We start from the raw sequence: 13329 nt of genomic DNA on the forward strand, positions 1-13329 counted from the left end.
TATTGACTATATGTTCTTTATTATCCGATGAAAAAAAGGCCTAACGTGGACGTTAGACCTTTTAAACGTTGTGCTTACGCGTTTAAAGTAGCTTGACCTGGTTTCCAGTTAGCTGGGCAAAGTCCGCCAGTTTGTAACGCTTGAAGAACACGTAAAGTTTCATCAACGTCACGGCCAATATTGTTGTGGTTTACAACTGAATATTGTAATTCGCCTTCTGGGCTGATGATGAATAAACCGCGAAGTGCTACACCTTCTTCTTCAATTAAAACGCCGTACTCACGAGAAACAACGTGATTTGTATCAGCTGCTAATGGATATTTAAGATCACCTAAACCATTATCTTTACGATCAGTGTTGATCCAAGCTAAGTGTGTATGGATTGTGTCTGTAGAAACACCGATTACTTCTGCGTCAAGATCTTCAAACTCATCATAACGGTCAGAAAGTGCAGTGATTTCTGTTGGACATACAAATGTAAAGTCCATTGGATAGAAGAATAATACTGTCCATTTGTCATTTTTAATATTTTCTTCTAAGCTAACTTTACCGAATTCTTTGTTTGATAATACAGCTTCCATTTCAAAGCGTGGAGCTTGTTTACCTACCATACGTTCTGGCATACATGATCCCTCCAAATAATTATTAAATGAGAAAATGTACAAAACATTCTCACTTATGTACTGTTATAACGGTTTTCATTATAATGGATATTGTTTTTTTAGTCAATATTAATTAAGAATGAATTTAAACAACATCTTATAATGGTAACATAGTTGTTATGCCCGCCTTTAGGGCAAATTAAACCCTGACTTCAGCAAAAAAATGCTATAAAAGGGTTGCATTTATTTACCTTCTCAGTTTAGCATGTCTAATATCGGGAATAAACAAATGTGCTCATACTCTTAGAAAATCTTTTCCACAGAATAAATTCCCACTTATTAATATTGAAACAGAACATAGGAAGGATGAACAACGAATGTTTAAGATGCAAGACATCAACTGGGAACAGCTTCTTACCAATGCTGGAGTTATTGTGTTAAAACTTATTGCCATTACCATTGTATTTTTACTTGTACGAGCAATTGGTAAAAAAGTTATTGAGCGTTCCTTTGAAAAAATGAGTGAGCGCGAAAATACTACGCGCGGACGCATGCTCACACTCAAAAGTTTAACCGTTAATGTGTTTTCATATGTACTTATTTTTATTTTTGTCGTCATGCTGCTTGAAGCAGTAAATATCCATGCGACAGCTCTATTAGCCGGTGCCGGAGTTGTGGGTCTAGCAATCGGGTTCGGTGCTCAAGGACTAGTTAGCGACGTTGTAACAGGTTTCTTTTTACTTCTTGAAAAACAGCTGGATGTTGACGACTATGTAACAACCGGAAGTTTTTCAGGAATTGTCGAATCAGTAGGTCTGCGTACTACTCAAATTCGCGGATTTGATGGAACTTTACACTATGTGCCTAACCGTGAAATTACAAGCTTAAGCAATCATTCCCGAGGCAATATGCGCGCGTTGATTGATATTGGCATTTCGTATGATGATGATATTGACAAAGCAATTTCCGTACTAGAAAAAGTATGTGAGCGCGTTGCTGCAACAAATGAAAACATTGTAGAAGGACCAAGCGTGATAGGAGTTCAAGGTCTAGGCGCATCGGACGTTGTGCTTCGTGTAGTTGGCAAAGCTAAAAACGGTGAGCAGTGGGGGGTTGAACGTCAGCTTCGCAAAGAGTTTAAAGAAGCATTTGACGCAAACGGTATTGATATTCCGTTCCCTCATCAAGTAAATATTGATAAAAAGCAGCCTGAAGATGCCAAGCAGCCTCAGCATGCATAAAAATAGCCGAAGGATTTATTCCTTCGGCTTTCTTTTATCCTTGTACCTTGTTGCCTACTTGCTGACAAATTTCTTCTGCCGTTAATCCGCTAGCTGTAATAACTGAGCCTTGCGTTACTGCATCAGAAATCCCCATTACGTTTGAATCCTGTCCTGTTACAACACAGCAATCGCACCCTTGTGCATCACTTTCGTTGCGTAATTGTACCACTTCATGTCCGAGCTGCTGAAGTGCAGCCTGTACATCTGTTAAACCGTATTCTACACCAATTCGTGCCATCGTTGCCCACCTCCTCATGGTATTAATTTAGCCATAAGGAAAAATGATTATACGATTTATTGATTGCCTTTATGTTCAAAATATTTTGTAATAAGTGAAATCGCCGTATCTATTGCGCCTTCATGAGGCTGCAGCTTTGCATGATGAAGCCCATATTCAGACTGAACGCCAAGCCAAAACATAAATCCAGGAATATCTTTTAGCATATAGCCAAAATCTTCTCCTGTCATTGCTTCTTTGCATTCAATGACATCTACGTCGGTTTGCGCTTTGGCAAATTCCATAAACTCTCGCGTGACTTCATGGTGATTATATACTTGATGATACATACATCCATAATCAATGGCTGTTTCACACTGATACCCTACTTCTACTCCTTTAACAATCGCTTCGATTCGTTCTTTAACACGCGTCATTGATTCAGGAGATAGCGTGCGAATGGTTCCTTCTATGCGAGCTCGCTCCGCAATAATATTTTGAACCGTCCCCCCTTGAATTTTCCCTACTGTAATTACAGCGCTGTCTAGCGGATCAACGTTGCGAGCAACAATCGTTTGAAGCTGTGAAACGAGCTGACATGCAGCGACTACCATATCATTTGTTGTATGTGGATAAGCAGCATGCCCGCCTTTTCCTTTTAAATCAATAAATAGCTCAGACGTGTTAGCAAATAGTAACCCTTCCTTCAGCGCAATCGACCCAACCGGATATTCAGGAGCTACGTGAAGGGCAAAGATGAAATCTGGAAGCCATTCTTTCATGATATCGCTTTGGAGCATCGGCTGTGCTCCTCCTGGACCTTCTTCTGCAGGTTGAAAGATGAACAATACATTATCTTTGATTTCATGCTGAGCAAAGTAAGTCAGTACGCCTAGCCCAATGGCCATGTGCATATCATGTCCGCAGGCATGCATGAGTCCTTCATGCTGTGATTGAAAAGAAGAATTCGTTTCTTCCGTGATAGGAAGACCGTCAATATCTGCTCGGTAGCCTATTGTTTTAGTTGGGTTTGTACCATGTACTTTAACAAAGAGTCCCGTTTTCCACGTCTTTACTTCTAAGCGCTCTTGCGGAAGAGTGTTAATATAATCAAGCAAAAAACGCTGTGTTTTCACCTCTTGAAACCCTAATTCAGGAATTTTATGTAGCTCTCTTCTTATTTTCACAAATTCATTTTCAGCCATGTGTATGTCCTCCTCACGAAATAAAGAAGAAAGCGTGGTTGCCCACGCTTCCAACTTGTCCATATGATACGTTTAAGGATTCAGTATCCCAATCGCTAAAACCTATTAATTCAGCAAAGAAAAAGCGCAACCTGATCGTTTTTCTTATTCTTCGTTTAATTGACGCAATTCTTGCTTGATTTCTGTTTTAGACTTTGTTTTTTCGTCAATTTCTTTAATAACGCGTGCTGGCGTACCTGCTACTACTGTGTAAGGAGCTACATCTTCGACCACAATTGCACCTGCAGCAACTACGGCACCTTTACCTACTGTTACCCCTTCAAGAACAACAGCATTAGCACCGATTACTACATCATCTTCTACTACAACTGGTTTTGCAGAAGGTGGCTCAATAACACCAGCTAATACAGAACCTGCGCCAATATGACAATTTTTACCTACTGTTGCACGACCACCAAGTACTACGTTCATGTCGATCATTGTTCCTTCACCGATTACAGAACCGATGTTAATCGATGCACCCATCATAATAACAGCGTTGTCGCCGATTTCAACTTGATCGCGAATAATAGCGCCTGGCTCAATACGGGCTTTAATTCCTTTCATATCTAATAAAGGAATCGCAGAGTTGCGGCGATCGTTTTCAATTACGTAGTCTTCAATTTTTCCTTCGTTTGCTTCAATAGCAGCTTTGATTTCTTTCCATTCACCAAATACTACACCTGTGTTGCCCGTTACAAATGTTTTAGAAGATGAACCAAAGTCAATTCCTTCTACTTCACCTTTTACGTAAACTTTTACCGGTGTTGATTTTGTACTGTTTTGAATAAATGAGATAATCTCATTAGCATCCATCATTTTCATTATGTATTCCTCCTAAGTAAGCAATGTCTCATTTAATGTAACAAAATGCTTTCACAATGACAAGCATCATTATCGTTTTAATAAAAAGATAACGATTGCAAATAAAAAAAGCGAGCACCTGAGCTCGCTTTAGACCGTTTCTCTTACGTATTCACGTACAATATCAACAAATGCTCGAACTTGCTTCAGTTTAAACGCTGATTCATATCCAACTAAAGAAGTGTCTCGTGTAATTGGCTCGCCATTTGCTTTTAGAAGCGGCGTCCGATGAATATGGCTTCCAGCTTCTTTGATAGCAATCGATGGTAAAATAGCGAAACCAAGACCATTTAAAGCCATTTGTTTACACGTCTCAATCTGATCCACTACAATCGTACGCTTCGGTGTAGTATGAAACTCTCGATGCCACCATTCTAAAATTTCTTGATAATACGTTGAGTCACTTTTAAATTGAATAAATGGTCGATGAGTATTTACTACTTCCGCTGCCCTTTCAATTTCTGAATCAACTAGGTAAAGAGGATCTGTAAACAAATGTTCTTTGACGCCTTTCCAATCCGGATTTCCGCGTATGATTCCAATATGTACCTCATCTTCGTACAGGTAGCGAAGCATTTCACTGCTCCAGCCGGTTACAAGAGAGATTTTAGCATGTGGGTAACGATCCATATAGCGTTTTAACACCGCCGGCAGCCAGTGCTGTCCAATAATCGAAGCCACCGCTAATTTGAGTGTACCATATACTTCATTATCTAAATGATGCAAGTCCTCGCGAACCCGATCTTCTTTTTCTACTACTTCTTTTGCAAATTGAACAATCTTTTCTCCAGCAGGCGTTAATGACAGTCCTTTTTGCGAACGAATGAAGATTTGTGTATCCCATGCTTTTTCAATGGTTTGCAGCCTCTGTGATAAAGCTGGTTGCGATACAAATAATCTCTCTGCAGCTTTTCTCATATTTAATTCTTGAGCTAATACAACGAGCATTCGACATTCTATTAATTGCATTCAGTTATTCCTTTCAAGCCTCTTTTTACTTTCATTTTACCTTTATCATATAAGAAAAAAACGGAGAAAGATAGGCTGAAACACGATTTCTTAAAAAAATTATTGAAATGACTCTTTCGGGAGAATGATGGACTGCCTTCTTAATGACTTTAACAAATTTCTTCGCGTTAAAATCCCTTCAAAAATACCATCTTCATTCTCTACGCACAAAAAAGGATGGTTAATCATGGCATTTATGACTTTTAATACGGATTTTTTCATGGAGACACGAGGAACATTTTGATTCATAACTTCTTCTACTTTCATGGTTTCTAATCGTTCAAATTCAATGCGCTTTAACCCTAAAATCGAATCTAAAATAAGCGTCATGCTCACGAACCCCTGCAGCTGAAACCTTGGATTTAATACGGGAATGGACGTATAGCCAGTCTTTGTTAACACAAGCAAAGCATGTTCTAAATTATTTCCCACTTGAACATGAGCAACTTTATCAGAAGTGACAAGCAAATCTCGAAGTTCAATTTGATTTAACTGATTGTGATCAATATCAATCATTTATACATTCTCCTTCCATTTCTCATAACTTCCACGTGTGTAAAGAGAAAAAGAACAAGCTACAAAATGAAAATAGCTTGCTTACGTAAATGCGAACCTTTAAGAGGGAATAGAAGCAGACACACTCGATGTTCTCCCTTATATGTTAAGTCTAGATTTTTTTAAAACAAGTGTCAACGAAAGTTCATAATTATCTGAATTTTTTATTTTGCTTTTTTTACAGCATTCGACCCTTTCCTTCCATTTATCAGAAAATCCACTATCACTTTGTCGGTATTTCTCGGGAAAATAGGGCAGAAGCCACCGCAAAAACTCCATACACAGTAACAAAAAAATGCCGCAAAGTATAAAATCCTTTGCGGCATTCGTTTTGCTTTATCCCTTAATGAATAAGTTCAAAAATTTCAATTGCAATCATATCAACGTTATCAAATTGATAAACAGCTGGCTTTTCACCATCTTGATATACTTCAAGTTCGTATGTTTCAGTTTTTGCATGATATTTCACGCTGCAAATTCTTTTTCCCTCTACTTCGAAGAAGCGTTGTGGCGCTTCACTTCCACTTGCTTGCTCACGGAGATTCACAAGACGAGTTAAAATACCTTGTAATTGTGACATATAATCTCTCCTTTCACCTATTACATCATTACGCATTCGACTTTTCTACAATATCAATTCAAATAAGTACTTTATCTAAACTAATACTTAAAAGACACCATTTCACTATATGCCACATACTAAAAAAACACAAGTACTTTACGTGATTTTTCATAAGAAAATGCCTTATTATAGCGATATATGTCGTTTTTTATTATAATAACATAGCGATATACTATGTATCATCCAAAACTTCATTCTACTTTAACACCATTCATTTTGATATAGGGAGGTGCTTTCATTGAGATCTATAGAGCTGTACACACAACCAGCTTGCCCACCTTGCGAAATTGTTAAACAGTTTTTACAGCATCACCACGTTTCCTATAAAGAATTTGACGTATCTAAAGATGCTTCTGCTCGAAAACGAATGACTACTGAGTTAGAGTCTTATTCCACTCCCACTATTCGTGTTGATCAGGAAATTATCAGAGGGTTTGACCTTCAAGCGCTTGAGAAGCTTCTGAACATTGGGTAACAGAAACACTCAAAATAAGCTTTTCTCGGCTATTTTGAGTATTTCTTACTATATATAAGCTTTTGCACCTTCCATTTCCCCTGTTTTTTTACTAAAGTGATCATTTCATAATGATCTTGGTATTTTACTCGTTCATTATGCACAGCCGGAAAAAATTGATAGACATAAGCTTTGTTTTGGTCGGAATGAAGAGCTACCTTCGTCTGTTCATCGAAAGAAAAGAAAGGGATGTAGTGTGTTAAATATTCAGGTCCCTCTCCGACATACCCTTGAGCTTTTTGTAAGAGAGCCTCATTAAAAAATACGGATGCATACTCATCATCTAAAAATAATTTCAGCTCACGAGCAGCATCTTGATTAGCATGGGCAGACGCAGCTCTTAGCTGAGCCTGATAAGCATCTTGCAAATTTATAAAGATTTCATGCCTAATCTCTCCTGACACTTCTGCATGAACAGATTTTCCTGAGTACAAGATCATCATCAAAAAGACAAGTAAGCATATTTTCTTCAAATTAACTCAGCTCCTTCGCTTCTTTTTTATTAGAATTCCGAAATTTCCCCTGCCTATGCATATCTCTATAACCGACTGTCGTTCCCCTCTAAAAAAAATAAAAAACCGGCAACCACTTTTGCTGATTGCCGGCTTAACCTCTACTTATTTATTCTCTACAAAACGTCTCTTTCGTATAAAAAAGAATATGAAATATCAAGGAATATATAGTGCTTATTATCAATTGGATACGAAAAAGTTCGGATATTCTCGCCTGTTTCAATATCATTATACAAATCTGATAATATGCCTTTTTTTTCATAGCTCATTCGAATAATATTCTCAAGAAAATATGGGCGCCAGCTCCAATTTTTCTTTACATATTCAGGCTCAAGAATCCAGTCCTCGCTTTTCTTTACATAGTTAGAAGACTTTTGAAATCCATTTTCATCGCAAATGTAAAGGCGAAAACACGCGTTGGATAGTTCTTCTGCAATAACGGGCAGCATATCGTCATACGTTTCTAGCTTTCTGCACTTTGTCACTACCTGCTGCATTTTATCTTGAAAGCGTTCCGTCAGCTGGTAAACAGCAAGTAGCTTTTTCTTTTCATGAGCGATATACATTTCGAAACGTTCCTTTAGTTTATCCTTTAAGATGTTCGGATCGACAAGTTCAGCAGCCGGCTTATGTAAATAATAACCTTGAAAATATCTGCCTCCGTTTCTCCATGCATACTGCAGCTGATAGGAGGCTTCTATATCTTCATATAGAAGCGTAGCACCCATTTTTCTTGCTAACAGGGATAAAGAATACAATACGTCTTGATACGACTGCGCCATGTCCGTTTGTCTTAGAATATGTAAATCTACTTTTAAGATATCTGGTGACAGCAACCCAATTCTGTCTAGATTACTACTTTCTTTTCCTATATTATCAATTGCAATCTTAATACCATATGTTTGATAATACTTTAGTAAGTGTTGAAGCGATTCCAAATCTCCACTAAAATTGTGTTCTGTAATTTCGAGAACAATTCGATCAAGCGATAATCCTTTATTTTTGAAAAGTTGCAATAATTCTAGCAAGGATTCTCCGTGATCGTTCATTAATAAATTAGGGTTCTGATTAATAAAAATTAAAAATTGTTCTTCCTGGGTCAACATATGCTCGAGCGCTTGTGTTAAAACAGCATAATCAACTTCTATGCGATATTCATCCGGAATCGCATCATCATGAAAGAATGGGCCGAGACTTTCAATTTCCCCTTCATTTTGAAACCTCGCCAACACTTCATAGCCAATTACTCTATGTCCATCTGCACTAAAAATTGCTTGATAATACGGAAGAGTTTTCTCTATGTTTGTTAATACATCTAACGGGTCCACTCAACTCTCCCCTCTCCTTGTTCACTTTACGTTAGTATAATACGAATAGCATAATTTTGCTAGTCCTTCTAGGTTTGCTTTGTACTTTTTAGTGCGTATCCAACCTTAAAAAGGATGCTGATTTAGCCACTGTCCCCCGTCCATTGTGATGCATTCCCCATTGATATAAGATGCTTCATCGGAGAATAAGAAACTAGCTAATCCTGCTATTTCCTCAGGAGTTCCAAGGCGTCCTAATGGTACAGAATTCAATGTACGCGCTTTCATTTTTTCTGACTCAAATAACTTATCGGCTCCTCCTGTTCGCTCGATCGGCCCCGGCGCAATCGCATTCACCCGTATACCGTATTTCTTTCCCCACTCTACTGCGAGCGTGCGCGTCATGGTTAAAACTCCTGACTTGGCACAAGCTGAATGAATAACACCTGCTCCTGCGTTCCACGCATATGTAGCCACAATGTTTGTAATGGCTCCTTTTGTACCTTTATCGATCCAATATTTCCCTACTGCGGAACTGCAATAAAATGTACCATTTAATACAATATTAATTACGCTGTTCCATCCGTTAACGGATAAGTCTTCAGCTGCACATATAAAATTTCCTGCAGCATTATTAACTAAAAAATCAATTTGTCCAAATGCCTTGTCTGTTTCTTGAACCATTCGTTCCACATCTTCTGGATTGCGTACATCCATCACCACGGAAAGTACCTGTCCATCAAACGTTTTAATTTCCTTTTCTGTCTCTTGTAATCGATCGGCTGACCTACCTGTGATTACCACATGAGCACCTTGTTCTGCAAATCGCTTCGCCATATGTTTTCCCATTCCACTTGAACCGCCAGTAACAATTACGACCTTGTTCTTCAATTTATCTTCCTCCCCAAAACATAAGTGTTTTACAACTATTATTTTACTATTTTTTCTGAATAAAGTGAAACTTTTATCTATTTAACTTAAAAGCAGACTTCTCGTTGTGATGATAAAAAAAACAATGCTATAATGAAAACTTGAAAACTATAAGGAATAGGTTGATTTTGCATGAAAAAGACGTATACAAGACGATCTTTTTTGAAAGGACTAGCGTCTATTTCGTTAGGGTCTTTGCTCACCACGTCTTTTGGGTATACATATGCCAAATATATTGAGCCTAGACGTCTGCAAATTGTTCGTCATACAATTACTTCTAAAAACATTCCGAAAAGCTTTAACGGAATAAAAATTTTACAATTTAGTGATATTCACCTTGGACTCTCTTATGATTTATTACAATTAGAACAGCTTATGGTAACCATAAATAATTTGAAGCCTACTATTATATTATTTACTGGAGATTTAATGGATGTACCTAATGAATACCCGCATCCAGAAAGAATCCCCCCGATTTTACAGAGGCTTCAGGCTCCTCTTGGAAAATACGCAATATATGGAAACCATGATCATGGAGGGTATGGAACAAATATCTACAAACAAGCCATTGAAGACGCAGGATTTAGACTTCTAGTAAATGAAGTTGACACGGTTTCCATGCCCGATAAAAGCTACATTCATATTTGTGGACTCGATGATATTATGCTTGGGAATCCACAATATGAGGGAACGCTAGGACAATTACAGCCGGATATCTTTTCTATTGCTATGATTCATGAACCTGACGTTGCTGTCAAAGCAGCTCCTTTTCCAGTGGATCTTCAGCTCTCCGGCCACAGTCATGGAGGCCAAATTCAAATTCCTTTTTACGGTCCTTTGATTACACCGCCCTTTGGGACGGTTTACCCTGAAGGAATGTACGAAGTTGGAGATTCTAAAATGAAGCTTTATGTGAATAGAGGCTTAGGAACCACGCGCATTCCTTTTCGTTTTTTAGCTACGCCTGAAATTACGCTTTTCACCTTGCAATCAACATAAAAACGCCCTTACAGGGCGTTTTTATGTTTTTTTGTCTTTTTTTAGCTGATCACGACCGCCTAATTCTAGTCTTAAAGAAATAAACCAGGCTCAAAAACTTCCGTTCAGCCATACACTACAAAGACAACTGACAAGGAGGTTAAATTATGTACTATCAATATCCCTATACAGGATATCGTAATATTCCAAATGGTGACGAGCGCTTTTTTGGATTTCCTTTTGTTGCTGGCTTAGCTGGTGGGCTGCTTGGCGGACTAGCTGTTGGCGGTTTTGGAGGCAGACCTGGGTGCTGTCCACCACCTTATCCTTATCCCGTTCCGTTTTACGGCGGTGGATTTCCTGGAGGAGGCTACCCCGGTGCCGGCTATGGAGGCGGTGCCCCTGTTTATAACACATACTATGGACCTGGATACGGTCCTGTTGGTCCCATTCCTAGATAATAACATGACTAAAAAGCCGAGCACTCGGCTTTTTTTGTGTTATTCTTGATCGTCGCAAAGAGCATATTGACAAAAGATCTCTTGGCTATTAATAGAGAGCTCATGTTCTTTTTTTATGACGTAATGATAATTCCCTTCTTGATCTTGTTCTCGTGCTTTTACATTATCAGCAAGCATAACTTCAAGCCACTTCCACACTCTTTTTTTCAAATGTGTATCCAAGATAGGAAATAAAATTTCTACTCGTTTCACCATATTTCTTGTCATCATATCTGCAGATGAAAAGAAAAACTTTTCCTGTTTATTATGATGAAAATAATAAATTCGGCTATGTTCTAAAAATCGTCCCACAATGCTTCTTACTCTTATATTCTCGCTAACGCCTTGAATTTGAGGGCGCAAGCAGCACGCTCCTCTAACAATGAGTTCGATTGTCACACCCGCTATAGAAGCTTCATATAGCTTCATAATTAAAATTTTATCCGTCAATGAGTTCATTTTCCCAATGATTCTTCCATTGCCATACCGTCTGTGATACTGTATTTCCTGATCAATGAGATGCAAAAAATCGTTTCTTATATCAAATGGTGCAACGGATAAATGATGATATACTGGTTTTTGCGTATAGCCACTTAAGTAATTAAAAAAATTGGCCGCATCTATCCCGATGTTTTGGTTGACAGTAAAAAGACTTATATCCGTATAGATCTTTGCCGTCGCATCGTTGTAATTCCCAGTACCAAGATGAACGAATCGCTTAATATGCTCTCCTTCTCTTCTCACCACGAGCGTAATTTTACCATGCGTTTTTAAATGCGTCATTCCATATATCACATGGCATCCTGCCCGCTCTAGCTCTTTAGCCCATTGCACATTATTCTCTTCATCAAACCTTGCTTTTAGTTCAACTAGTACCGTCACTTGTTTACCTTTTGCAGCCGCTCGTTTTAATGCTTTAATAACGGGAGAATCTCCGCTTACCCTATATAACGTTTGCTTAATAGCAAGCACATTTTCATCGTCTGCTGCACAGTTAACAAAGTCAAGCACCGGCTTAAACGATTCATAAGGATGGTGAAGCAAAATGTCTCTTTGAATCATTTGGTCGAAAACATTTTGATCCGGGTGTAACTGTGTTGTAACCTTAGGAATAAAGGCTTTTTCAGCGAGCTCTTCATGCGTAGATTTAAGTAATCTATAAAACGAAAATAAACTGGTTAAATCCAACTGTTCTTTGATCTCATACACATCTTCATCGTCAATTTCAAGGACTGACTTTAAATACGCTAGTACACCCTGATCGTATGGACTCTTAATCTCAAGCCGAACAGCCGCTCCCCATTTTCGCTTCTGCAACTCTTCTTCAATCTCTTTTAATAAATCTTGAGCGTCTTCTTCGTGAATAGTCATATCTGCGTTGCGGGTAATTCGAAATTGGGAAACGGAAGAAACGGAGTATCCCTTAAACAACTTTTTAATAAAATAGGCAATCACATCCTCTAGCAATACAAATAGACGGGTAGAATCTGACGTAGCTATTTCAATATAGCGCGTTAGCATCGAAGGTACTTGAACGATGGCTAGTCTTCCTTTTATCTCGGTAATTTGCTGCTCATCATTTAACTTCTCTGAAAGGACAACTGCTAAGTTCAAGCTTTTATTCATCAACATAGGAAACGGCCGGTATGTATCAATAGCCATAGGAGTTAATACGGGAAAGATTTGCTCGTCAAAATACTGTTCAAGCTTATCTAGATTTGATTTCTCCAGCTTTTCAACCGAAATGATTTCCACACCGTATTTCTGTAATTCGGGAAGAAGTGTGTGAATATACGTATCATACCGCTGCTTGACAAGCTCGTGGTTTTGTTTGGAGATAGAGAATAGCTGCTGTGTAGGAGTTAAGCCTGCTTTGTTTTCGGGTTTGTTAAATCCAGCCTTCACCTGATCTTTTAACCCCGCTACCCGAATCATAAAAAACTCATCCAGATTCGAACTGAAAATCCCTAGAAATTTAAATCGCTCAAGCAAAGGGTTTTTCGTATCTACAGCTTCTTCCAGCACCCGCTTGTTAAAGGCCAGCCAGCTCAATTCACGATTATTGTAATAAGCTGAATCAGCCACTTGTATGGTTTGCTTATAAGTGCGATTACTTTCTAACATTAGCCTCACCTTCCAGGATAATGAATTTAATCTAGTTAGCTATACTGAATATTCTAACCGATCCAGCGT

At 38.4% G+C, this 13329-nt stretch carries 15 protein-coding genes; 4 read left to right on the forward strand and 11 right to left on the reverse strand.

Annotation, left to right across the window (positions count from 1 at the left end; all coding sequences use genetic code 11):
- Positions 1-74: 74 nt before the first annotated feature.
- A complete protein-coding gene (locus ACH0CI_RS12660) occupies positions 75-623 on the reverse strand; it encodes a peroxiredoxin (RefSeq protein ID WP_014461006.1) in 549 nt (182 codons plus the stop codon).
- Between the two features lie 356 nt (positions 624-979).
- Between ACH0CI_RS12660 and ACH0CI_RS12665 the strand changes: the two genes are divergently transcribed.
- Positions 980-1843 carry a mechanosensitive ion channel family protein gene (locus tag ACH0CI_RS12665; RefSeq protein ID WP_014461007.1) on the forward strand — a complete coding sequence of 288 codons (864 nt, stop codon included), beginning with the start codon at positions 980-982 and terminating at the stop codon, positions 1841-1843.
- A 34-nt stretch (positions 1844-1877) separates the two neighbouring features.
- On the opposite strand, the gene ACH0CI_RS12670 is transcribed toward ACH0CI_RS12665, so the two are convergent.
- The 6 genes from ACH0CI_RS12670 to ACH0CI_RS12695 form a co-directional block, all read right to left on the reverse strand.
- Positions 1878-2123, reverse strand: coding sequence for a YkuS family protein (locus ACH0CI_RS12670; RefSeq protein WP_013056040.1), 246 nt, complete (start codon positions 2121-2123; stop codon positions 1878-1880).
- A gap of 56 nt (positions 2124-2179) precedes the next feature.
- Positions 2180-3307: an N-acetyldiaminopimelate deacetylase gene (locus ACH0CI_RS12675; protein ID WP_335708038.1), complete on the reverse strand. Its 1128-nt coding sequence runs from the start codon at positions 3305-3307 to the stop codon at positions 2180-2182.
- A gap of 144 nt (positions 3308-3451) precedes the next feature.
- The gene (dapD, locus tag ACH0CI_RS12680; protein ID WP_013082280.1) at positions 3452-4171 is read right to left on the reverse strand and encodes a 2,3,4,5-tetrahydropyridine-2,6-dicarboxylate N-acetyltransferase; all 720 of its coding nucleotides are present in this window, start codon (positions 4169-4171) and stop codon (positions 3452-3454) included.
- A gap of 129 nt (positions 4172-4300) precedes the next feature.
- Positions 4301-5179: a transcriptional regulator CcpC gene (locus ACH0CI_RS12685; RefSeq protein ID WP_013056037.1), complete on the reverse strand. Its 879-nt coding sequence runs from the start codon at positions 5177-5179 to the stop codon at positions 4301-4303.
- A 99-nt stretch (positions 5180-5278) separates the two neighbouring features.
- On the reverse strand, positions 5279-5734 hold the full coding sequence (gene cbpB, locus ACH0CI_RS12690) for a cyclic-di-AMP-binding protein CbpB (RefSeq protein WP_013056036.1): 456 nt from the start codon (positions 5732-5734) through the stop codon (positions 5279-5281).
- A 382-nt stretch (positions 5735-6116) separates the two neighbouring features.
- On the reverse strand, positions 6117-6353 hold the full coding sequence (locus ACH0CI_RS12695) for a YkuJ family protein (RefSeq protein ID WP_013056035.1): 237 nt from the start codon (positions 6351-6353) through the stop codon (positions 6117-6119).
- Positions 6354-6633: 280 nt separating this feature from the next.
- Between ACH0CI_RS12695 and ACH0CI_RS12700 the strand changes: the two genes are divergently transcribed.
- Positions 6634-6870 (forward strand): glutaredoxin domain-containing protein, encoded by a 237-nt coding sequence (locus ACH0CI_RS12700; protein ID WP_013056034.1) that lies wholly within the window; start codon positions 6634-6636, stop codon positions 6868-6870.
- A 29-nt stretch (positions 6871-6899) separates the two neighbouring features.
- Here the strand turns inward: ACH0CI_RS12700 and ACH0CI_RS12705 are convergent, their stop codons facing one another.
- The 3 genes from ACH0CI_RS12705 to fadH form a co-directional block, all read right to left on the reverse strand.
- Positions 6900-7382 (reverse strand): DUF3993 domain-containing protein, encoded by a 483-nt coding sequence (locus ACH0CI_RS12705; protein ID WP_406901531.1) that lies wholly within the window; start codon positions 7380-7382, stop codon positions 6900-6902.
- 155 nt (positions 7383-7537) lie between these two features.
- Positions 7538-8749, reverse strand: coding sequence for an EAL domain-containing protein (locus ACH0CI_RS12710; protein WP_406901532.1), 1212 nt, complete (start codon positions 8747-8749; stop codon positions 7538-7540).
- A gap of 105 nt (positions 8750-8854) precedes the next feature.
- The gene (gene fadH, locus ACH0CI_RS12715) at positions 8855-9619 is read right to left on the reverse strand and encodes a 2,4-dienoyl-CoA reductase (RefSeq protein ID WP_028414119.1); all 765 of its coding nucleotides are present in this window, start codon (positions 9617-9619) and stop codon (positions 8855-8857) included.
- 171 nt (positions 9620-9790) lie between these two features.
- Between fadH and ACH0CI_RS12720 the strand changes: the two genes are divergently transcribed.
- Together ACH0CI_RS12720 and ACH0CI_RS12725 are read left to right on the forward strand one after the other, a co-directional pair.
- Positions 9791-10657, forward strand: coding sequence for a metallophosphoesterase (locus ACH0CI_RS12720; RefSeq protein WP_013082275.1), 867 nt, complete (start codon positions 9791-9793; stop codon positions 10655-10657).
- 146 nt (positions 10658-10803) lie between these two features.
- A complete protein-coding gene (locus tag ACH0CI_RS12725) occupies positions 10804-11097 on the forward strand; it encodes a hypothetical protein (protein ID WP_013082274.1) in 294 nt (97 codons plus the stop codon).
- Between the two features lie 39 nt (positions 11098-11136).
- Here ACH0CI_RS12725 and ACH0CI_RS12730 read toward each other — a convergent pair whose 3' ends face one another.
- Entirely contained in the window at positions 11137-13260 is a 2124-nt protein-coding gene (locus ACH0CI_RS12730; RefSeq protein ID WP_335708035.1) for an RNA degradosome polyphosphate kinase, read from the reverse strand.
- Between the last annotated feature and the right edge of the window lie 69 nt (positions 13261-13329).

The organism is Priestia sp. 179-F W1.4 NHS, assembly GCF_045369295.1.
In the GTDB taxonomy this organism is placed as follows: Bacteria; Bacillota; Bacilli; order Bacillales; family Bacillaceae_H; genus Priestia; species Priestia zanthoxyli.